The sequence below is a fragment of the Pseudomonas brenneri genome, assembly GCF_007858285.1.
Taxonomy (GTDB): Bacteria; Pseudomonadota; Gammaproteobacteria; order Pseudomonadales; family Pseudomonadaceae; genus Aquipseudomonas; species Aquipseudomonas brenneri.
Map to the genome: position 1 here is coordinate 416,273 of NZ_VFIL01000006.1, position 22,279 is coordinate 438,551.

Below are 22,279 nucleotides of genomic sequence, written 5' to 3' on the forward strand. Positions count from 1 at the left end.
ATGAGCAGCCTGCTGATCCGCAACGCCCGCCTGGTGAATGAAGGCCAGGAATTGGACGCCGACGTGCTGGTCACCAACGGTCGTATCAAAAAAATCGCCAGCAGCATCGAAGGGCAAAACGCCGCTGTCGAGATCGACGCCCAGGGTCAGTGGTTGCTGCCAGGCATGATTGACGACCAGGTGCATTTTCGTGAGCCTGGCGCGCCGGACAAAGGCAGTATCTACAGCGAGTCCCGTGCAGCTGTCGCCGGCGGGATCACCAGTTTCATGGACATGCCCAACACCCAGCCGGCGACCTTGACCCTCGAAGCACTGGCCGACAAAAAACGCCGCGCCGCCCTGCACTCGGTGGCCAACTATGGCTTTCACTTTGGGGTCAGCAACGACAACCTCGATACCGTGGCCGCCCTTGATCCGCGCAAGGTTGCCGGAGTCAAAGTGTTTATGGGGGCCTCCACCGGCAATATGCTGGTGGATGATCCGCAGATTCTGGAGCGGCTATTTTCCGAGGTGCCGACGATTTTGCTCGCGCACTGCGAACATACGCCGAGCATCCAGGCCAACGAGCAACGTTTGCGCAACCGCTTCGGCGAAGCCATTCCTGCCGTCGCGCACCCGCTGATCCGTGATGCCGAAGCCTGCTACCAATCCTCGTCCCTGGCGGTGGACCTGGCCCGTCGCCACGGTACGCGTTTGCATGTGCTGCACCTGACCAGCGCCCGGGAACTGGCACTGTTCGAAGACAAGCCGCTGGCAGAAAAACTCATCACCGCTGAAGTCTGTGTGCATCACTTGCTGTTCGATGATCGTGACTACGCGCGCCTGGGCCATCAGATCAAATGCAACCCGGCGATCAAGACCCGTGCCGACCGCAATGCCCTGCGCCTGGCCTTGCTCAGCAACCGGTTGGATGTGATCGGCACCGACCATGCGCCTCACACCTGGGAGCAAAAACAGCGGCCGTACCGCGAGGCACCCGCGGGGTTGCCCCTGGTGCAACATGCACTGCCGGCATTATTGGAGTTGGTGGCTGACGGCCTGCTGCCGCTGACCACGTTGGTGGCCAAGACCAGCCATCGCGTCGCCGACCTCTTCGCCATACCCGACCGGGGTTACCTGCGTGAAGGCTATTGGGCCGATCTGGTACTGATCAAGCCCGAGCCCCACGGCAAACCGGTAAGCAGCCAGCCGATCCTGGCGCGTTGTGGGTGGACGCCGTTTGCCGAGCGTAGCTTTCGCCACAGTGTCAGCACCACGTTGGTATCGGGGCACCTGGCCTGGCATGACGGTCAGGTGATCGACAGTTGCCAGGGGCTGCCCCTGCACTTTTTACGCTGACCCAAATGTGTAGGAGACGGTTTGCCGGCGCCTACAGGGGGATGCTTCAGCCGCGAGGTTTTACCGTACCGCAGTCGCTGCCCAACCACTGGGCTTGAGTGTCGAGGCTGCCGTTCTGCTGGATACCGGTGGCGTTGAAAGTGCCGTTGACCGAGGTGGTGAACGCCTTCTGGCTCTGGAACGTCGCCACGCCACTGCCCTGGGCTTTCGGGCAACTGAAGCGGAACTTCCACTGGTTGCCGGTCTTGTCTGTCACCTCTTGCTTGCAACCCGATTGCGGGTCGGTCAGCGGGATCGAATCGGAGGCTACTTGCGCGGGGGTCAGGCACACCTGCACGCCCTTGCCGGCCATGGTAATGCCTTGTTTTTCCAGCATGGCGCGCTGTTCCGGGGTCATCTGTTGCTTCAGTTGACCGAGGATCAACGACAAGTCAGGCAGGTTCTGGTTATCGACCTTCATATTGCTGGTGGTCAATTCCCACAAGCCCGGCGCCAACATCTGCGCCTGCGCTGCCACCGGCAGCGTCAAACCAACAACCATGGCCAAACCAAGCAGACGAGCATTCATCGGGTAACTCCTGGGTAATTGTCGGTGTTAGACGTCGTAAAGTGGTCGGCGTTGCATGCTCAATAAAATAGCGACAATCGCCGCCGAACATGGTCTGTTACGCATTGGATTGTCAGGAGTAATGTTGTCCATGGATTTCTTCGGCCCGCACCTGCTTGGCTACTTCATCGCCACCCTGCATTTTCTCGGCTCCCTCGCCGCCCTGCACGCGGTGCTGACCGTACGCACCGCCCAAGGCTCGATCGCCTGGGCGCTGTCGCTGATGTTCATGCCTTACCTGACACTGATTCCCTACCTGATCTTTGGCCGCAGTAGCTTCGATGCCTATATCCAGGCCCGGCGCCAGGCCAACCAGGAGATGCACAAGGCAATCACCGAACTGAACTGGCGCCCCTGGGTCGAAGAGGCCCTGGCCGCGCGCAACTCCCACGCCTACGCCTCCCTGCGCGCCATGCCCAAGCTGGGACGCATGCCGTGCCTGGCCAATAATCAGGTGCGTTTGCTGGTCAATGGCGACGCGACCTTCAGCGCCATCTTCGAGGCCATCCGCGCGGCCAGGACGGCTGTGCTGGTACAGTTCTTCATCATTCATGACGATGAACTCGGGCGCCAACTGCACGCCCTGCTCAAGGCCAAGGCCGCCGAGGGCGTGGCCATCTACGTGCTGTATGACCGCATCGGCAGCCACTCCCTGCCCCACCGCTATGTGCAATCGCTGCGCGACGCCGGGGTACAGATCAAGGCGTTTGCCACCCGCAGCGGCTGGTTCAATCGTTTTCAGGTGAATTTCCGCAACCACCGCAAGATTGTCGTGGTGGATGGTCTTAGCGGATTTGTCGGCGGGCATAACGTCGGCGACGAATACATGGGTAAAAAACCGCCGCTCGCGCCCTGGCGCGACACCCACGTGCAAGTCAGCGGCCCGGTGGTGGCGTGCCTGCAGGAGTCGTTTGCCGAAGACTGGTTCTGGGCTGCACGCGAACTGCCGCCACTGATCCTGCCCGACACCTATGCCGATGACGGCGTGCTCTGCCAACTGCTGGCAAGCGGCCCGGCGGACCCGTATGAAACCTGCTCGCTGTTTTTCGTCGAAGCCATTCACGCGGCCACCGAGCGGGTGTGGCTCACCAGCCCGTATTTCATCCCCGATGAAGCGGTATTCGCCGCACTGCGCCTGGCGGTATTGCGTGGTGTGGATGTGCGCTTGCTGTTGCCATCACGCCCCGACCATCGGATTGTCTATGCGGCGTCCAGCCTGTACGCGATTGAAGCAGTACGCGCCGGGGTCCGGGTATTCCGCTACAAACCCGGTTTCTTGCATCAGAAAGTGGTGCTGGTAGACCGCGAAATCAGCGCTATCGGCAGTGCGAATCTGGACAACCGTTCATTCCGCCTCAATTTCGAAGTGATGTTGCTGACGGTCGACAAAGCCTTCGCCAGCGAAGTGGAACACATGCTGCTGGACGACTTTGCCCAGGCCCATGAAATCAGCCAGGAAGAAAGCCTGCAGACCCGCCGCCTGCAACAATTGGGCATGCGGGTGGCGCGGCTGATTTCCCCGATCCTGTAAACCGACGCGCAACCAATGTGGGAGCGGGCTTGCTCGCTCCCACATTGGGTCTTTCAGTGCGGTCAAAGATCTCAGCGGTAAAGGTCTTCCCGCGTCCACGGCAACTCATGGCTGCCATCGGCATGGGGTTTGACTGCCAGGATCTGGTGCAGGTTGATCCAGCCCCTGGCAAACGCATAGGCGCAACCCGCCAGATACAAGCGCCAGATGCGCAGTGCCTGCTCCGGCACCATCTTCGCAGCGGCTTCCAAGTTGTCTTCCAGGCGCTCGCTCCAGTGGTCCAGGGTGCGTGCGTAATGCAGGCGCAGGCTTTCCACGTCGACCACTTCCAGACCCACTTCACTGATTTGGGCGCTGATCATCACCAGGTGCGGCAACTCGCCATTGGGGAACACGTAGCGCTCGATAAACTCGCCGGCGCCACGCCCCACCGGGCGGCCGTCGGTATGTTTGGCAGTGATGCCATGGTTGAGCACCAGGCCACCTTCGCGCACGGCGCCGAACAGGGTCTGGCAGTACTGCGCCAGGTTCGCGTGCCCAACATGTTCAAACATGCCGACGCTGACCACTTTGTCGAACCGCCCGTCCTGGGGCAGGTCGCGATAGTCGAGCAACGCCAACTCCACCTGGTCTTCCAGACCCTCGGCGAGCACCCGCTCCCTGGCCAGTGCCAGTTGTTCCTTGCTCAGGGTGATGCCGAACACCTTGACCCCAAACTCCCGCGCCGCATAACGCGCCAGCCCGCCCCAGCCGCAACCGACATCCAGCAGATATTCCCCAGGCTGCAGACGCAACTTGCGGCACAGGTGGCGGAATTTGTCTTGCTGGGCCTGGTCCAGGGATTCGCTGCCGGTCTCGAAGTAACCGCAGGAATAGGCCATGTCGCGGTCCAGCCAGAGCTGGTAGAACTCGTTCGACAGGTCGTAATGGTAGGAAATCGCGGCGGCGTCCGTAGCCTTGTCGTGGATCGAACGCACCGGTCCGGCGTGCTCATCTTCCTCGACCAGCGCGTGGCTCAATTCGTCACACACCCGGATCACATCGCTGATGGAGCCTTCCAGCTCCAGTTTGCCCTCAACGAAGGCAGCGCCCAGGGAATCGAGCGTGGGATGGCTCAGTTGCGTCACCATCACCGGGTCCTTGACCACAATCGTGACGCTGGGCTCCGGGCCCAGGTTGAATTCATGGCCATCCCAGAGTCGCAGACGCAGCGGTAGCTGAAGATTCTGTAAGGCCGGTGGAAGTTGCGCGAGCATGAGTAGTCCCCCCTTGTTTCAGACGTCTGAAATGAGGGTAGACCATCCATAAAAAAGTAGCAGGCTATCGATTCAATAGCCCCATTCTATGGGGCCCGACGTTGCAGCAAACCGTCCTGAACCCACTGTTTCAACCACGTGACAGCTTGCAGCGGCGCGCCCTCTTGATAAGTGACTGCCAATTCGGCGCACAGTTCTGAAAACGTCCAACCCCGCTCGGCCATCCCGGCCAGGGCGTACGCCTCGGCGGGCTCCAGGCTGCGGTAGCGGCACACCTGTTGGTCACGCCAGATCAGGCACACCTCGGCCAGCGGCAATGGCTGGCTACCGGGAAACTCAGCCTGCGCCTTGACCGCGCGCCAGATCTGCAGGCTGTTGAAGTGGCACACCACCTGCTGCACTGCTGGGGCCCACTCGACCTGCAGCAACGGCCAGGCCTCGGGGGCCAGTTGCGCCATATCCTGCAGGGTCAGGGGTTGGCCCGCTGGCGCATCAAACGCCAGGGTAAAGGCCCATTCCAGGCGGGCCAGTTCTGCCAGGGGGGCGCTTTGTTCGGCGACCAGATGCTCGCCAATAAAGCCTTCAAACCGCTGCCCCAACCAGCGCAAGCTGAAGTGCGTCGAGGGGTAACGATGCACATAGGCCGCCACCAGCCCAGCAAACTCGTCATCCCCCAGCCAATGCCACAGCCCTGGAAAATCCCCTTGCATCACTTCCAGCAGGCGAGCCCGGTAGGCATTGTGGTAGATCGCCAGCCCAGTGTCGACATCCAGGGTCGGGCCACCGATCAACGTGCTGCCAAAGCCACTGTTGTCACTGTCTGCCAAGAGATGTCGTTCGAACGCCAGTTGCCACTCGATCAGGCGCATAACGACCTCCTGGCCAAGGCGCCAGCCCCCAACTCACGGGCCTTGCCCAGTTCGTCGAGCAGCTCGGCGAACGGCGGGAAATGGTCATCGCGCTCCAGCAATGTCGCCACCGGCCCCAGGTGTTCCAGGGTCTGTTGATACAGCTGCCACACCGGGTCACACACGGGATGGTCATGGGTATCGACCACGTAGTCACCGTAATCCATATGCCCGGCCAGGTGCAGTTGGCGGATGCGCTGCGGCGGCAGGTTACGGATAAAGGTCCAGGCGTCGAAACCGTGATTGCGCGAGCTGACATATACGTTGTTGACGTCCAACAGCAGCTCGCAACCGCTGAGGTGGGTCAAGGCGCTGAGGAATTCCCACTCGGTGAATTCATCGTCCTTGGATCGCACATAGCTGGAGACATTTTCCAGCACCAATGGCCGCTGCAACACGTCTTGTACCTGCCGTACACGGTCGGCGACGTGGCGCAGGCTTTCCCCAGTGTAGGGCAGTGGCAGCAAATCATGCAGTTGATGGGCGTTGCCACGGCTCCAGCACAGGTGATCGGACACCCAGGCCGGCTTGACCCGGTCAGCCAATTGCTTGAGTTGCTTGAGGTAGTCCATATCGAGGGCATGGGGCCCGCCGATGGACAGGGACACGCCATGCATCACCAGCGGATAGCGCTCGGCGATGGCGTCCAGGTAGTACAGGGCTTTACCGCCCTGGACCAGATAATTCTCGGAGACGATTTCAAACCAGTCCACATCGGGCGACTGCTCGATAATCTCCTGATAGTAAGCGCTGCGTAAACCCAGGCCGTAGCCCAGGCAAGGAACCGATACCGACATGACGAACTCCTGGAAAGTGTCCACAGCGGCGTGCACACCGCTGCGGGATCACGTATTCGCGGTTATTCGCCGACTTTGCCACCAGCCGCATCGCAGGCTGCCTTGGTCATAGACTTGAAACCATGGCCCTTGCAGACAGCCTGGCCCTTGCAGGCGTTCTCAGCGGTCTTGCAATCGTTCATGCCTTTGCAGGAGGTCACGCCGTAGCAATGCACATTCGCTTCATCGGCGGCCTGGACCTGGGTCGCGACACCGGCAAACATTGTGGCGGCAGCAATGGCCAGGGCAGCACCGGAAACGGCATTCTTGAAGTTCATTGTTGTATTCCTCATGGGTCTGTAGGGGGTCGGCTGAACGGTTTGTTCCGTCCCGACACAGCACTAGAGTGAGGTGCCGGATGGACGTTACAACGCTGTGAAAATTTTCGTGGTTTCCTGAATCCTTGTAGGAGCCATCACTAGTGCCCGCCGCGATTTGTCGTCACACTCGCAGCAGCTTTTTCGCGGGATCACGGACAAGGAAGCGTCACTCTCATGATTTCGATCTATCAGCTCAAACCGCGTTTTCAAAACCTGCTGCGCCCTCTGGTACAGCGCCTGTATGACAACGGCACCACCGCCAACCAGATCACGGTGCTGGCCGGGATCGTGTCGTTGCTGGTGGGCCTGCTGATCGCCGGTTTCGCCCAGTACACCTGGCTGTTCGCGTTGATCCCGCTGTGGATGATCCTGCGCATGGCCCTCAATGCCATCGACGGCATGCTCGCCCGGGAGTTCGGCCAGCAGTCGCGCCTGGGCGCCTACCTCAATGAACTGTGCGACGTGATCGCCGACAGCGCGCTGATCCTGCCATTTGCCTTGATTCCCGGGGTCAGCCTGGCACCGGTGTTGCTGGTGACACTGCTGGCGGTGTTCAGCGAATACGCTGGCGTGCTCGGGCCCATGGTCGGCGCATCGCGGCGCTATGACGGGCCCATGGGCAAGAGTGACCGTGCGTTTGTCCTCGGCGTACTCGCCACCGGCGTGGCCTTGGGCTGGCTCGGCGCCGGCTGGGTCGACGGGGTGATGTGGCTGATGGCTGCGTTGCTCGCCTACACCCTGGTCAACCGTGTGCGCCAGGGCCTCAAAGAACCACAAGACATCTCCCCGACGGCATAAGGATCTTGCGATGCGCGAACAGCAGCAACACACCTTCAGCACCCATGACGGCGTAGAACTTTTCTATCGGCACTGGCCCGCGACCACAGAGGCAGGCAGCGAGCCGCGCCAGGCGATCCTGCTGTTCCATCGTGGCCACGAGCATTCCGGGCGCATTGCGCACCTAGTGGATGAGCTGGACCTGCCGCACTTCGATTTCTTCGCCTGGGACGCCCGCGGCCACGGCCAATCCCCCGGCGAGCGTGGCGATAGCCCAAGCTTTGCCACCAGCGCGCGGGACGTGCAGACCTTCTGCGACCATATCGGCACAACCTATGGCATTGAGCCCGCCAACCTCGCCGTCATCGCCCAAAGCGTCGGCGCGGTGATCGCCGCCACCTGGGTCCACGACTACGCGCCGAACATCCGCGCCCTGGTGCTTGCCTCCCCGGCGTTCAAGGTCAAGCTCTACGTGCCCTTCGCCCGGCCAGGCCTGGCGCTGATGCGGCGCTTTCGCGGCAACTTTTTCGTCAACAGCTACGTCAAGGCCAAATTTCTTAGCCATGACCCCGAACGCGTGGCGTCCTATGACAGCGACCCGCTGATCACCAAGGCGATCTCGGTGAACGTGCTGCTGGGCCTGTACGAAGCGGCCGACCGCGTGGTCGCCGACGCCCAGGCCATCCAGGTGCCGACCCAACTGCTGATCTCCGGCTCGGACTTTGTGGTGCATCGCAAACCCCAGCAGCAATTCTTCGAACGCCTTGGCAGCCTGAAAAAAGAACTGCACATCCTCCCCGGCTTTTTCCACGACACCCTCGGCGAACGTGACCGCGCCGTGGCACTGGCCAGCGCCAGGCGTTTTATCCTGCAAAACTTCGCACACCCGCTGGACCGCGCCAGCCTGCTGGATGCCGACAAGATCGGCGCGACCTGCGCCGAATCCGAATCCCTCGCCGCGCCGCTGCCACGCAACTCACTGCGTGACCTGTACTGGCGCATGACCCGCGCCAGCATGGGCCTGGGTCGCCAGTTGTCCGAGGGCGTGAAACTGGGCTTTGACACCGGTTTCGATTCCGGCAGCACCCTGGACTATGTCTATCGCAACAAGCCCACCGGCAAAGGTGCGCTGGGGCGGATGATCGATACCAACTACCTGAACTCCATCGGCTGGCGTGGGATTCGCCAGCGCAAACTGCATGTCGAAGAGTTGCTGCGCCTGGCCATGGCCAAACTGCGGGACGACGCTCGTGAAGTGCGTATCGTCGACATCGCCGCCGGGCATGGTCGGTACATTCTGGAAGCCTTGCAGGGCGTTTCTCCACTGCCGGAATCGATCCTGTTGCGCGACTACAGCGATATCAACGTACGCGACGGCGGCGCGCTGATCCGTGAGAAAGGCCTGGGGGATATTGCGCAGTTCGTCAAAGGCGATGCGTTTGACCGGGCCGACCTGGCAGCGCTGGCGCCCAAGCCAACGTTGGCCGTGGTGTCCGGGTTGTATGAACTGTTTGCCGATAACGCCATGGTCGGCGGCTCCCTGGCCGGCCTGGCCGAAGCCGTGGAGCCCGGCGGGTACCTAGTGTACACCGGCCAACCATGGCACCCGCAGCTGGAACTGATCGCCCGCGCCCTCACCAGCCATCGCCAGGGCCAGGCCTGGGTGATGCGGCGTCGCAGCCAGGCGGAAATGGATCAATTGGTGGAGGCGGCGGGCTTTCGCAAGATCACCCAGCGCGTGGATGAGTGGGGCATCTTCAGCGTGTCACTGGCGCAGAAGATCTGAGCATGCGCGAACCGGGACTGTTCAAACCAGCGTTGCTGTGGCTGCTGCTGTTGGCACCGCTGTTTTTCAGCACCTACGGCTTCGCCACCTGGGTCACCAGCCAGCGCAGCGACGTCGGCACCCTGGTGTTCGGCTGGGAAACCCATATGCCGTTCTGGGCCTGGACCATCGTGCCCTACTGGTCGATCGACCTGCTCTACGGTTTCTCCCTATTGCTGCCCAACAGCCGCCATGAACTCAAGCAACATGCCCTGCGCCTGCTCAGTGCCCAGGTGATTGCCGTGAGCTGCTTCCTGCTCTGGCCGTTGCGCTTCACCTTCGAGCGACCGGAAATGGACGGCGTGTTCGGTTGGCTGTTCGCGGTGCTGGCGGGGTTCGACAAACCGTTCAACCAGGCGCCTTCGCTGCATATCGCCTTGCTGGTAATCCTGTGGGTCATGTACCAGCGCCATACCCAGGGCCTGTGGCGCTGGCTGGTGCATGGCTGGTTCGCCCTGATCGGCATTTCGGTGCTGACCACTTACCAGCATCACTTTATCGACTTACCCACAGGCGCCCTGGCCGGCTGGCTGTGTGTGTGGCTATGGCCGGTGGATCATCCAAGCCCGCTGTTGCATGCACGGCTGACCCAGGACCCGAAACGCTGGCGCCTGGGCTTGCGTTACGCCGTGGGCGCCCTGTTGCTGGCGATAGCGGCCTTTACGTTGGGGGGCGCAGGGTTGTGGCTGCTCTGGCCGGCCGTGGCGGTGTTATTGGTGGCACTCAACTATTGGCTGCTGGGCGCCACAGGTTTTCAGAAACGCGCGGATGGGCGCCTCAGCCCGGCAGCACGCTGGCTGTATGCGCCTTATCTCGCGGCGGCGTGGCTCAACTCACGGCTCTGGACGCGCAAACATCCACAGCCCGACCAGGTTGTGGATAACGTCTGGCTGGGGCGGATTCCGACAGCAGCACAGTTAAATTCATTCAATGCCGTGGTCGACCTGTGTGCCGAACTGCCGGTTTATCCACAAGGCCGCGCTTACCATGCCCTGCCCGTCCTCGACCTGACCGTACCTACACCTGCACAGTGCCTGGAAGCGGCCCAAGCCATTGAGCGCCTGCGCGAACACGGGCCGTTGCTGGTGTGCTGCGCCCTCGGTTATTCGCGCAGTGCCAGCGCCGTGGCTGCATGGCTGCTGCACAGCGGGCGTGCCAACACGGTGGATGAGGCACTGGCTATTATTCGTACAGCACGACCGGATGTGGTCCTGCATGCCAATCACCGTCAAGCCTTGGGAGAACTGCCGCATGCCCGCTGATATGCAACTCCAGGTGGTCGCCAGCCTGCTGCGCCGTGGCCGCTCGCTGGATCAGTTATCCACAGGCCTGACCTTGCTCGGGGTGCTGTTTGGCCTGGCGCAACTGTTGATGGTCAGTATCGCGCCGATCTGCCTGCTGCTCAGCCTGTGGATGATTATCCTTGGGCTGCTGCAAAAGTATTGGGCACTGCGGGTGGCGTTCGATGCCGATCTGTTTGCGCTGCTGGCCAAGGACATAGAGCGCACCGGCGAACTGGACCAGAGCCTGCAAAGCCTGGGCCTGCAACCGGCCAACCGCGCCAGCCGACCCTGGGCCGAGCGCCAGCGCGGCGCCCTCAAATTGCTGCGCAAACAGGCTTACCTGCTGGGCGCGCAAGTAGTACTGACATTGGCCGTCATCCTGGCCAGCCCGTGGCTGCCCTTCTCCGGATAAGGAATCCTCATGTTCGAACCCGTGGTCGCGACCCTGATTACCTCCATGGCCCGCACAGTGACCGGCGCTCGCAGCCTGTGGCTGGGTTGTGCGCCAGAACCGGTGCAGCGCATCTATTTTGCCAACCACAGCAGCCACGGCGACTTTGTGCTGCTCTGGGCATCCTTGCCGCCAAACCTGCGCAAAGCCACACGCCCGGTGGCCGGCACGGACTACTGGAACAAAAGCGCGCTGCGCCGTTACATCATCAACCGCGTCTTCAACGGCGTGCTGATCGACCGCGAACGCAAAGACCCTGTGGATAACCCTTTGCAGCCAATGCTCGAAGCCCTGGAACAGGGCGACTCGCTGATCATCTTCCCCGAGGGTACGCGTAACCTGGAGGATGGCCTGTTGCCGTTCAAAAGTGGCCTGTATCACCTGGCAAAGAGTTATCCACAGGCGCAACTGATCCCGGTGTGGATCGCCAACCTCAACCGCGTGATGCCCAAGGGTCGCGTGCTGCCACTGCCATTGCTATGCACCACCAGCTTCGGCGCCCCCCTGCAATTGGCAGACGGTGAAGACAAGGCCCTATTCCTCGCCCGCAGCCGCGACGCCCTGCTCGCCCTAGCCCCGGAGCATTCCTGACATGGATAGCCAAACCCTGATGTTGTTCGGCGGTATCGGCATGATCCTGGTGCTCGCCTCGCTGATCGGCCTGATCCTCAAGCTACGCACCCGTGGCACGCCTAACGCGGTGATCGACAACCTCAACGCCCGCATCAACGCCTGGTGGGTGATGGTGGTGGTGATCGGCATCGCCTTCTGGCTCGGCACCGGCACGGTGATCCTGCTGTTCTACGCCGTGTCGTTCTACGCCCTGCGCGAATTCCTCACCCTCACCCCCACCCGCCGCAGCGACTACCCGGCGCTGGTCGCCGCGTTCTACCTGGCGCTGCCGCTGCAATACCTGCTGATCTACTTTGACTGGTACGGCCTGTTTTCGATCTTTATCCCGGTCTACGTATTCCTGCTGCTGCCCATCCTGGCCTCGCTGGGCGGCGACAGCACGCACTTCCTGGAGCGGGCGTCGAAAGTGCAGTGGGGCCTGATGATCGCGGTGTTCTGCGTATCCTTCGTCCCCGCCCTGCTGACCCTCGACATCGTCGGCTACGAGGGCCGCAACCTCTTGCTGATCGCCTACCTGGTGATCGTGGTGCAGCTCTCGGACGTGTTGCAGTACGTGTGCGGCAAACTGTTCGGCAAACGCAAGATCGCCCCCAACCTGTCACCGTCGAAAACCGTCGAAGGCTTTGTCGGCGGGATCCTGCTGTCATCCCTGATCGGCGCGGCGCTGTGGTGGATCACACCGTTCAACCCCTGGCAGTCCTTCCTGATAGCACTGTTGATCAACCTGCTGGGCTTTGCCGGCGGGATTGTGATGTCGGCGATCAAGCGCGATCGGGGCGTGAAGGACTGGGGGCATATGATCGAAGGGCACGGCGGGATGCTCGATCGGCTGGATTCGGTGTGTTTCGCGGCACCGATTTTCTTTCATCTGGTGCGGTATTGGTGGACCTGAGTCACACCTATCCGAAGGCTCGCGACGCTCAAATGTGAGAGCGGGCTTGCGCGCGAAAACGTGATGTCAGGCGCCACCTGTTTGGCCGAGTCTCCAGGCTATTCGGCATTACTCGCGTTATGTCTTAACATAGCCGGTTGCCGAAAGAACCGTCATGGCCATAACCATGGAGGGCTTCCGCCCTTTTCGACTACAAATAAGTGTGCTGAAGATGAACAAGCCTTTCATTTCGCTGTGCCCCGAAATTACTCGGGCGCATGCACTGACGCTGATGGACTGGTTGGAGGATGAGCGCGTCACCTGCTATCTGAGCGATTCGCGTCATGTCTCCCGCTCCATCGAGCACGCCATCGATCGGACTCAATTGCCGATCCTGACCCATCTATTCAACCGGGGCGGGCGATTCTTCATGGCCTATGACCGGCATGACGCGCCGGTGGGCTTTGTCCGTCTCATCAAGACCGGCTCAGATTGCGAGATCGTCCTGGTCATCGGAGACAGCGACAAATGGGGCAAGAACCTTGGCGCCCGTACGATCCGCGAAGGCATGAAACTGGCCTTCCTCGACATGCGGGCCAAGAAGCTCATCGCCAAGATCCACCCGGACAACGCGCGCTCGCTGAAAGCCTTTCTGCGCAGCGGCTTTGTGCTTGAGAGCGAAACACCGACATTGAAGTCGTTTTCCATGACGGTGGGCCGCTATCTCCAGTCCTTGCGCGAAGGTGGCGTTGGCGACTCCACTAGGATCTACATCACTGAAATCGACAAGGCCAGGCTCGAAAGTCTAATCGTGCTCGAACAAGGCCCGGCCGTTGTTGAACTCGAACACGAGCTTGAGCGAGCCATTGTCGTCAAGCCGCAGCAGGTGGCGCGCAATGTCGTCACGATGAACTCCAGGGCCTTGCTGCAGCTGGACGACGAAGAGATCGAAGTGGCCCTGGTTTACCCCGAAGACGCGGACAGCAACGCAGGGAAGCATTCCGTGTATTCCGACATCGGCGCCGCCATCCTGGGCTATCAGGAGGGGGACGCCATCGACTGGCGAATTTCTGATCGGACCCGCCGGATTGAGATCAGGAAAGTGCTTTACCAACCGGAAGCTGCGGGCGACTTCCACCTATAGGGATCTGGCCAAGGCTACTTCGTGCAGCCATTGAGGACGGTGGCGCGTCTGTAGCAGGCGCTGATCAGAACGGTCAGCTACCTGCGTCAGATTTAATACACCAGCGGCAGTTTTAATTCTCTAAAACCACCCTGAATTTAGAGAATTAAAACTGTCGCTGACATGCCCGAATTTACGCGCCCCCATGTAGTGGCGAAGGAAACGCAAAACTGTCGCAATCGTCCAAATCGTCCTTGGCACCACATGCTCTAGAGAATTAAAACTGTCGCAGCCAAACACGCCGCAGCCTTCCGTCCGGTCATGAGCATTCGTCGAGGGAGAGGCTAACCTAAGGTGTCGGCTAATCTTCCTGGCCTCCTGTTTCACCAGACTCCGCCTCATCCAAGACTCTTAGCCACTGTAAGTGATGGCACGAAGCCTTCCATCAAAGACCTGTGCACCCTATACTGTTTATGCATACAGATACACCTGCGCGTCCCATCCTCTCCCGTTTTTAACCAGATTGGAGCAATTGATGCCATCAACCGAGTTCATGGAGTTCAAGACCCTCGCTGACATCCAAGGTCACTTCGACATCGCTCTAGATCTGCTGCTGAACAAAGAGAATTTCAGCCACGGGGTGTGGCCTTATAAACTCTACCAACTTGAAGCAAGCTGCCAGTATGAAAAGCTTGGTAAGCGATGTGCTCAGCAGCACCAGAAAGGATACGTCGTCAGCTGTACAGATGGTTCCGTGGTTCTGATTGGCCATTGCTGCGCTTACAAGTACCTCAGTCTGGATGATGAATCGGTCAAAGCAGGCTTCAAGCAACTTGATGCCAACCAGCGGCAATTAATTCGCCGTCGTAAGGTGGAATCGCTACTCAAGAAAAGGCAATCCTACATAGAGCAGGGCAAAGCCCTTCACATGCAGCACAGGGATTTTCAAGCTCGAATCACTGAACTGAGCAACGCATTTCCCCGACAGATCTGGCAAAAATTAATCGACCGCTGGAAGATGAATAGACTGGAAGTGGTCTGGGAATATCAGATAACCAAGACAGGCACCGAGAATGGGCAGAAGGTTGTCGAGAGAAGTTGGTACCCGAGCTCCTACGGCAAGCTAATCGGTTTGGGAGCATGGCTTGAGTGGGACCATCAAACGTATGCCGGGCAGATATCGGATTACCGTAAACAGCTCGAACTCATCCCAGCCAATGATGAGCTTACTAACGCTGAAATCGATCATGCCGAGGCCACTCTCAATAATGTGGCCGCTATCACGAGCCTGGAGCGAGAGCTCGCAGCTCTGTCCAAAATGATGAGCGATTTTGTCGAACCATCCAATTTGGTACGTACAGTTCAGCTCACCAGCAATCAAGCCGTTCGGGCGGAGACTGTAGTCGCTGTGCACCGGTTGACAGGGGAAACTCTAGCAATGACGCCCGAGAGGTTCATTGCGGATATTGATGTAGCCTTGAAGCGCAAACACGAGGCAACCGGATTACGTATTCAGCAGTAACCGGGTCAACCCTATGCTGGCGATAACATCCTCATCGAGTCCGAAACTGGCATTTATCTGATAAATAGGTTCAATGCAATTGACCGTTCGACAGCACTATGTGCCTCGGGTCTATCTTCGTGCGTGGGCTGACTCAAATGGAAATCTAACTGTTGATGTTAAAGCCGGAGGAAAGAGAATCCATCCTCAGTCTGAGGCGATCTGCTTGGAAAAATATTATTACGAGGGCCCGGCCAACCCTCCTACGAATGAACTTAAAAAATTCGTGAATTTGAAGGAACGTTTGGACAACTGCGCGACTTTCTTACGTTCGTGCAGGGCAACGCTATCGCAGGGGAGGACCCTGTGGCTCGGACTCTGGCAAGCTATTTAATGGCCGATCCTGACTCTCTGAACGCGTTGAGAAATTTTGCTGCTATGCATATTTCCGTACTCCTGCGGCGCTTTCACAGATGAAGCAGGAGATTGCCAGACAAAGACTGGGGTATGATTTTTCATACCCCAAATAACGTCAACGATCGACGCCCCTAGTACGGTATGGCTTACATTCGCCTTGCTGCCAACTCGTGGGGCCTCAAACCTTCGTCATGAGCACATCCCCATAAACCGTCATTGCCAACGAATACTGAGGAACATTGCCGAAATGCATTTCTACGGCCTGATTGGCTAGAAACGTCGCATCCAAGGCCGATACCCCTTCGTCCCATGATCTTAGAAATGATTCGAGCCAAGGGCCGGCAATGCTAGCGAACAAAGGCCACGGCGAGGCGATCACGGTTCGGCACCCCCGAGACAACAAATGCTTAGGTAGGCCGACTGCTGTATTCCCATGCGGGTGCTTGTCAGTTCGCCCGCCGCTGCAGACAAACAAAATCGCCAGATCCGAACCTTCGAGTGCGTTGGCCAACGCCGCAGGAGAAACCACAAGGCTGCCTTCATCCGACACTCGATGGAAGAACCTGCCTCCCGCCCCGACATCACCGTGCGCAGCCACTACGGCAATTTGCGCAGCTTTGAGCGTTGAAGGAATCTTTCCTTGTGTCTCTACCTCGAACCCATGTTCCCGGAGGGTGTACTCGTTACGCTCGAGAACCCGTATCAGTACGTCATTCTCATGGCCGCCTGTGGCTTCCGATATCCACGCGACTCGTCTTGGTTCCAGGATGCGTGGCTGCCGAGACTTAGCTTCCAGCCAAGTGAGTGATGGCACGTATCCAATTGCACGTTGGTACCCTGCAAAGTTATCGTTGATCAGCGCGAGGTTAATCGGCACCTGCTGCACACCTGGTTCGGCCACAACAATTAGGCGCTTGGCCTTCGGAATGGGTACGTGCAGATCTGCCATGCTGAGGAAGAATTCGTTGTTGCCCTCTTCCCGGTTTATATAGCCATATCGGTGTGGATAGACCTTGGTCCAATCCTCTACCGCCGTTGCAAAGTCGGTTTCGCTTGCATCCTGGGTGGATACAACAGTCTCCCCCTGCTCCACCGTCAGGGTCACCAATGCACCCTCCGAATCCGTGCCCAGCATCATTACCGCACCGTCTTCAGGACAGAGAGTGTGCGCGTATTTTAATGGCCACTGAGTTTCCAGCTCACGAGCGTTTTGGAGCGGATCCAACGCCCGATCGGCAATCAGCTCAAGCGTGGTAGCAACCGCGTCGGGTGACCGCGCACCTTTACCTGCTTTGAGAAAACGTCTTGCGCTGATTTCGGCGACCCTCAGGTCACCCGGTGCATCACCGCTGTTGCGGGTTGGGTCAACGCGTCGAGTCAGGTGAAGAATATCCTCAATTGTCGGATCGCTGGCAGTCATGGCGCGCACATAGTTGGCTTGGGAAGCTTCTATTCGGGCGAGTGCCTTTTCCAAGGTTTCGCGCGCATGGTCAATTGAGGCCTCTGCATTCCCCGAGTGCTCCAATAGCCCGATGGACTGGGCCAGTATCACCGTCGCGGGGAGAATCTCATCCCTCCCTTGCAAGACTTCACTGCAGTGCTGCGCAGCGTCATCCACCAAGGCAAGCTGCATGGCGGCATCAAGGTGCTGCGCGCCGATCAGGCGTAGGCTGAGCTCAAGAGTGCGTATCCGCTTTTCAGTATCAGCTGGTTCATCGAGTAACGCAGTGACCTGCCTGAGATGATCCAGGGACGTCTGCGCGTATTCGGTAAGCCCAAGGTCACGGACAATGCGAATCAACGTATAGCCTTCCCACCAAAGCTCATCTGCGCTAACCGGATGCTTTAACTCCAAAGCGAACGCCAGCCCGAGCAGGGCGGGCAAAGGGCCTCTCGTGCGGTGATAGATATCCGCGAATGCAACCCAGGCCGCTCGTTGCCTGGCAACCGAGTCTCCCGTTAACTCAAGTATCTGCTCGGCGCGATCGCGTGCTCGTTGAGTCTGACCACTGCCGGCATAGCAGCAAGCGACGAATCGCAGGGCGTTGATATCAGCCGTTGTATCACTCACATGGCGTGCCACCCCGCAGGCCAGGAACGAGAGGTGTTCGGCGTATTCAAGGTTGCCCTCAGGATCGATGGAGATTTCCCTGACCAGAGACTCGAGGGCGTTGAGCAGAGCAAGTGGCTCACCCTGAATCAGCTCAGCGGGAATTTCAGTGTGGCTCACGTCATATACGCCGACCTTACCAAGCCAGGCCTCAGCATCACCCAGAAATCTATCGACCTGTACTGCGGTCGCCATTAGGACCTTGGGGTTGTCCTGCACCAGACAAGCTCGGCTCTCATGCGCAAGGTTTAATGTCTGAGCAATGAGAATCGGAGTGCCTAAACTTGCGCTGGATTCGACCGCGAACAGGGCGGTGAATGCTTCGCGAGCCTCGACGTCATCAGGATTTTCAGAAAGGTAATGCCTAAGATAGGCAAGAGGTGGCTGAATGATCCCCACAACGTCGTCGCCCGGGGCACTGCGTAGGAAAAGACGCCTCATTGCGCTGATGAGCAACCAAGCTGCGCGGCGCTTGAACAAGCCTGCGGGGCTGATACTTAAGGCGCGGTTGATAGCATACTTGGCATCGAGGCGAGCCAATGCATACGTCGCTCCGCATAGAGAAGCCAGATCCTTATCATGGGTGGTCTCGTTACCCGCTGCGACGATGAGTGCGTCAATCCCGGCATCCGAGGGTGAAAGCAACGTTTTTGCGATCTCTGATTCAAACCCGAGGAGCTCGAGTGTGGGCAGTGCCTCATGAAATGAAGATAGATCGGTCGCACCGCTCAGCATAATCAGCCAACCCTCTCTGTAACGATCTAGAAAGGGAGACTCTGGGAATAAAGACTTCAGTCGCTGGGATACTCGAAGCGCTAGAGCACCGTCACCCATTGAGTCACAGGTCACCAGCGTTTTTTCTAGCAGACCGATATCAAGCGTGCTATCTACGCCATCGCCTATAAGCCGAGCTGCCAGATGCGGTGCATCTGAGCGATAGGCGATACGTCCAAATCTGACAGCAAGGTCTGGCGTTAAGTCAAAGCCCTTCTCCACGTAGGCCTCGAGCGCAGAAAGCGTTCTTTCCCGGAAACTGCTGCGGTTCAGTGCTTGAATCTCCAACTGGCGCTTCACAGGTTCTTCAACGTCCAGCGCCCAGATTTCGCTAAGCGCTTCATCCACGCGACCACATACTGCTAGCCCTATCCAGCGCGGCGCGTTCTCGGAGATGAGTCTGTTAATTAGATCAACTGCATCATTCAACAAATACACGGGGTATAGATTTTCAACTGAATTGAGCTGCTCCTTTAGACGCTCGTCGGTTGGCGGGTCTTCAGGAGTGGACAACACCAGATAATTACCAGAGTCCGCCAGCGATTTAACACATTTGTCCGACCACGTAGCCAGATGGGGTACCCACAAGTGCTCCACCAGACGTGAAGCTGCCCTACTCGGATTCTCGACGTCGGTGACCGCAGCGTCGCGATAGACGTGGGCCATCGGGACGATCACCAATGTTCGGGTGAGACTACTGATTTGAGCCAGCAAGCCCTTGGTGTCCAGATCGGGACACCGGCGAATGACAAGTCGTCTTCGGACTGATTCGAGTTCTCGCTCCCCCAGCGACTGACCGTTCAGAGCCAGAAAGCCCTTTCGCACGAGCTCAAGAATGTCATCGTCGGACAGCGGCCAAGCAGAAAATGGAGGTGCCACAATGGTCACGTTAAGGAAAATCTGAGCGCCGTTCCGGTCGTTAAGCGCCAGAAAGCTCATGGCGCTGAGTCGCCCAACCGTTTCATCGGTCGCAGCGCCGACGACCAGATCAGCCGTATCCAACTGAAGTCCCTTGGTAAACAGGATGCGTGGATCAAAGCCTATGATCCTACCTTGGGCGTTCTTCTCTCCATCACTCATAGAAATTCCTCAACACGGATTTGACAGGATTTCATCGCTCACAACCTGTAGTGGTCAACTAATTTCGGACACTGCGCTAAGTTTTTTCTCGGCCACAGCGGGCACCAGCCCGCTGCTTGGTGATAGGGGTATCTAGAAGCGTTTGGCTGGATGCGAGCCGGTCGACGCTATGCCCATCGGGTCCATCAAAACAACTGATCTGCCAAGCTCTTTAACTCTGCGGCTCGGAAGCTTCTCGGTATCGATGCGTTTCCGATACGAAATCGATAAATGCCACTGCTGCGGCAACCGCAAGCCGAGCATGCCTAGGCTGCAGCCCGCGATGTTGGCCGTCCTTGCCATGTCCGGTACCGTACAAACCTCTCAACTGCGTGAGATTGCTGGTCAACTGAGTGAGGTTGCGGAGGATATTCTTGATGTTTTCAGCGCCCTTAGCTGCTTCACTGACTCCGTCGGGAACCAGCTGCAATGCTTTGGTAACCTTCTTTGTCAGATTGCCTAGGTCATCGGCCTTGGTGAACGGAATTTCTCGTTTCGTGAGAATGGACTTGCAGCAGCTTTCCACCAGTTCTTTGGCTGTCCCGATCGCCAATTCGGGGTCTGAATCGACGGCATATTCCAGACGTTCAATTTGCTTCGCCATCCATCCAGCGCTCAGCGCCTCGACAACAACTCTCGCTCGCATGACCGACCTAGTTGCGTTCCCTTCTGTCGAAGCGCTGCTTATCAAACGGTAGGAAAAGCGTGGGCGGCCGGCGATTTGCTGCTCCTGATACAACTCCCAGCCGGCGTTCTGGAGTTGATCGTTGAAATGCTCAACGAGCTTAACCGCTTCTTCTCGTTGGGGGCGAACTACGGGGTGCACCGTTTCGCAGAGAAACCGGAGAAATGCCTCAGCACTCCCATCGAAGAGGTTGAATCGGGAGTCGCTGAAGACCCAGTCATCGTCCCAGTCATCATTGTTATAGCGATGTTGCCAAATGTCGCCGACGGCGTCTTTGTAGCGACTGTCCGTGGAAGGAAGGGTTTCAAGCTCATACAGCCGACTCAGAAACTCAACATCATTGAGCTCCCCATACCACTTCACGTTCTCAAGACGTAGGCCATCCGTGATGTTTTGCCGCACCGATTTCGGTAGGTTGGAAGACTTCCCGGAGCGCCAATCCACATGATACTCACGTGCAGGCACGATCAGCGCCGAGTACGCGTCGCTTTGCTCGTGCTCAGTTACCGTCCTCAGCGCGGTTGTGATCCTTTCCTGGAGCTGGACCCGTTTGACCCCGAGCTTGGCGTACTCCAAAGCAGGAATGATGAAGTGGATTTCCCAATAGTTGGTTCCGCCATTCCAGTTGTCGTTGCCTGTCAGTTCCGCATTCGCAGGATGACCGCGGACTACCTCCGCCGCCTCATCAGCACCTTCTGCGCGGAGAACCGCGTATACCGTCGCCAAAAGCGGCTCAATTTCGGTTTGCTCCATACGGCCCCCCAATCCAGATAACTGAGAGTCATCGTAGCTAGCAGGAAGGGCCATCTGCTATCAAAAAATAGATAGGTCGGTGAAAAGCGAAACCCGAGGCATGCCCAGCAAACCAGGGGCCATTCGCATGCCTTTCACTTTTCAGCCCTTCCCAAGCTCAAACCAGAATGCATGTGAGGAACATCGAGCACACAGAGTTGCGAGCCCAACTAGAAAGGTATGTCGAAATCGTGCCGCCAAGAGGCGTGGGAGATCTTGTCCGGGTTTACAGGGCGACTCCAAGGCATAACCGGTCCTCCTGGGGTCACCTTCGCGCTATCCAATATGATTGCGAACTCAACTACCCCTAGGCCGGCCAGCAGACTAAGAAGCGGTTCGAAGGTCTTGAACACTCTGTTTCCCCCTCGTTGTCGCTGAAGAGTATGAACACCTCGATCAGTAGATATCTCTAAAAGAAAGTGCCCCCCAGAAATGCGTCGTGCGTAGGGAACCGCGTCCGGCTCTCGCAGCTTTTCTCTCAAATTTTGTTCGACGAATCCCATCATTTCCCACCAAATCAATTTACATATTCTGATTCACTTTAGCATTTCTGATAGCCATTTTTTGCATGTAAGGGCTGCTGAGATTAACTAATCGAAAATAGGTACAGCCCTTATTCTATAAGGGATTGCCGCTGTTTTTTGAATAATGGATCATCTAGATGCTGTTCTCGGTTGGGTGTGAAATGGCTCCATAACTGATTTTGGAGCATGCCAATATGGAATCAATCACGAGCATTTTCTCAACCGCACTCACAGCAGACCCTCTCAACTTGGCACTGTGTGCGGTGATAATCCTTTCGGTGGCTATGGTTGCCGTCGTATGGAAACGGAGCTGATTTATGAGCATCCACGTCAAAGCTGACTTCGCACGTCTGCCCATCAAATGGATTCAAAGTGGTGGCGTCGCGGCCTTCGATAGTCGTGTAGGAGATGAAGCACGCTGCGCACTGCAGCAAAACACCAGCATCGGAGCACTGAGGCTTTTCGTAAGCTTGAATCGCCCCGGGTTTCGTAGACACCTCTTTGCCTTAAACTGAGGCCAATCAGGAGGTGCCATGAGCAACCCACGTTATCCCGAAGAATTCAAAATCCAAGCGGTCAATCAAGTGACCGAAAAGAA

General features: G+C 58.2%; 18 protein-coding genes. 11 read left to right on the plus strand and 7 right to left on the minus strand.

Annotated features, from left to right (window positions below; genetic code table 11):
• Nucleotides 1–1,338 carry a dihydroorotase gene (locus FJD34_RS16185; protein ID WP_090292516.1) on the plus strand — a complete coding sequence of 446 codons (1,338 nt, stop codon included), beginning with the start codon at nucleotides 1–3 and terminating at the stop codon, nucleotides 1,336–1,338.
• Nucleotides 1,339–1,384: 46 nt separating this feature from the next.
• Here the strand turns inward: FJD34_RS16185 and FJD34_RS16190 are convergent, their stop codons facing one another.
• Complete coding sequence (locus FJD34_RS16190) at nucleotides 1,385–1,906, minus strand: DUF3617 domain-containing protein (protein WP_090292518.1); 522 nt, start codon at nucleotides 1,904–1,906, stop codon at nucleotides 1,385–1,387.
• Nucleotides 1,907–2,036: 130 nt separating this feature from the next.
• On the opposite strand from FJD34_RS16190, the gene cls reads away from it, so the two are divergent.
• A complete protein-coding gene (gene cls, locus FJD34_RS16195) occupies nucleotides 2,037–3,476 on the plus strand; it encodes a cardiolipin synthase (protein ID WP_090292520.1) in 1,440 nt (479 codons plus the stop codon).
• A 71-nt stretch (nucleotides 3,477–3,547) separates the two neighbouring features.
• On the opposite strand, the gene cfaB is transcribed toward cls, so the two are convergent.
• The 4 genes from cfaB to bufA2 all read right to left on the minus strand — a co-directional run bounded on the left by cfaB (nucleotide 3,548) and on the right by bufA2 (nucleotide 6,754).
• A complete protein-coding gene (cfaB, locus tag FJD34_RS16200; RefSeq protein WP_032856654.1) occupies nucleotides 3,548–4,732 on the minus strand; it encodes a C17 cyclopropane fatty acid synthase CfaB in 1,185 nt (394 codons plus the stop codon).
• A gap of 86 nt (nucleotides 4,733–4,818) precedes the next feature.
• Nucleotides 4,819–5,601, minus strand: coding sequence for an HvfC/BufC N-terminal domain-containing protein (locus FJD34_RS16205; RefSeq protein WP_090292522.1), 783 nt, complete (start codon nucleotides 5,599–5,601; stop codon nucleotides 4,819–4,821).
• Nucleotides 5,592–6,437, minus strand: coding sequence for an MNIO family bufferin maturase (gene bufB, locus FJD34_RS16210; RefSeq protein ID WP_032856652.1), 846 nt, complete (start codon nucleotides 6,435–6,437; stop codon nucleotides 5,592–5,594). The genes FJD34_RS16205 and bufB overlap by 10 nt, the downstream gene beginning before the upstream one ends.
• A gap of 62 nt (nucleotides 6,438–6,499) precedes the next feature.
• Nucleotides 6,500–6,754: a BufA2 family periplasmic bufferin-type metallophore gene (gene bufA2 / locus FJD34_RS16215; RefSeq protein WP_032856651.1), complete on the minus strand. Its 255-nt coding sequence runs from the start codon at nucleotides 6,752–6,754 to the stop codon at nucleotides 6,500–6,502.
• Nucleotides 6,755–6,970: 216 nt separating this feature from the next.
• On the opposite strand from bufA2, the gene FJD34_RS16220 reads away from it, so the two are divergent.
• The 9 genes from FJD34_RS16220 (at nucleotide 6,971) to FJD34_RS28850 (ending at nucleotide 15,654) form a co-directional block, all read left to right on the plus strand.
• A complete protein-coding gene (locus FJD34_RS16220; RefSeq protein WP_032856650.1) occupies nucleotides 6,971–7,594 on the plus strand; it encodes a CDP-alcohol phosphatidyltransferase family protein in 624 nt (207 codons plus the stop codon).
• Between the two features lie 10 nt (nucleotides 7,595–7,604).
• The gene (locus FJD34_RS16225) at nucleotides 7,605–9,359 is read left to right on the plus strand and encodes a bifunctional alpha/beta hydrolase/class I SAM-dependent methyltransferase (protein ID WP_032856649.1); all 1,755 of its coding nucleotides are present in this window, start codon (nucleotides 7,605–7,607) and stop codon (nucleotides 9,357–9,359) included.
• A gap of 2 nt (nucleotides 9,360–9,361) precedes the next feature.
• Nucleotides 9,362–10,660: a phosphatase PAP2/dual specificity phosphatase family protein gene (locus tag FJD34_RS16230; RefSeq protein ID WP_090292524.1), complete on the plus strand. Its 1,299-nt coding sequence runs from the start codon at nucleotides 9,362–9,364 to the stop codon at nucleotides 10,658–10,660.
• On the plus strand, nucleotides 10,650–11,093 hold the full coding sequence (locus FJD34_RS16235) for a hypothetical protein (RefSeq protein ID WP_090292526.1): 444 nt from the start codon (nucleotides 10,650–10,652) through the stop codon (nucleotides 11,091–11,093). The genes FJD34_RS16230 and FJD34_RS16235 overlap by 11 nt, the downstream gene beginning before the upstream one ends.
• 9 nt (nucleotides 11,094–11,102) lie before the next feature.
• Complete coding sequence (locus FJD34_RS16240) at nucleotides 11,103–11,723, plus strand: lysophospholipid acyltransferase family protein (protein ID WP_032856646.1); 621 nt, start codon at nucleotides 11,103–11,105, stop codon at nucleotides 11,721–11,723.
• Nucleotide 11,724: 1 nt separating this feature from the next.
• On the plus strand, nucleotides 11,725–12,657 hold the full coding sequence (locus tag FJD34_RS16245) for a phosphatidate cytidylyltransferase (RefSeq protein WP_032856645.1): 933 nt from the start codon (nucleotides 11,725–11,727) through the stop codon (nucleotides 12,655–12,657).
• A gap of 154 nt (nucleotides 12,658–12,811) precedes the next feature.
• Nucleotides 12,812–13,780: a bifunctional GNAT family N-acetyltransferase/nucleoside diphosphate kinase regulator gene (locus tag FJD34_RS16250; RefSeq protein ID WP_174553296.1), complete on the plus strand. Its 969-nt coding sequence runs from the start codon at nucleotides 12,812–12,814 to the stop codon at nucleotides 13,778–13,780.
• 514 nt (nucleotides 13,781–14,294) lie between these two features.
• Nucleotides 14,295–15,281, plus strand: coding sequence for a hypothetical protein (locus tag FJD34_RS16255; protein ID WP_090292528.1), 987 nt, complete (start codon nucleotides 14,295–14,297; stop codon nucleotides 15,279–15,281).
• A 73-nt stretch (nucleotides 15,282–15,354) separates the two neighbouring features.
• Nucleotides 15,355–15,654, plus strand: coding sequence for a DUF4238 domain-containing protein (locus FJD34_RS28850; protein ID WP_090292530.1), 300 nt, complete (start codon nucleotides 15,355–15,357; stop codon nucleotides 15,652–15,654).
• 201 nt (nucleotides 15,655–15,855) lie between these two features.
• Here FJD34_RS28850 and FJD34_RS16265 read toward each other — a convergent pair whose 3' ends face one another.
• Together FJD34_RS16265 and FJD34_RS16270 are read right to left on the minus strand one after the other, a co-directional pair.
• Nucleotides 15,856–19,641 carry a CHAT domain-containing protein gene (locus tag FJD34_RS16265; RefSeq protein ID WP_090292532.1) on the minus strand — a complete coding sequence of 1,262 codons (3,786 nt, stop codon included), beginning with the start codon at nucleotides 19,639–19,641 and terminating at the stop codon, nucleotides 15,856–15,858.
• Nucleotides 19,642–19,852: 211 nt separating this feature from the next.
• Nucleotides 19,853–21,118, minus strand: coding sequence for an abortive infection family protein (locus tag FJD34_RS16270; RefSeq protein ID WP_090292534.1), 1,266 nt, complete (start codon nucleotides 21,116–21,118; stop codon nucleotides 19,853–19,855).
• Between the last annotated feature and the right edge of the window lie 1,161 nt (nucleotides 21,119–22,279).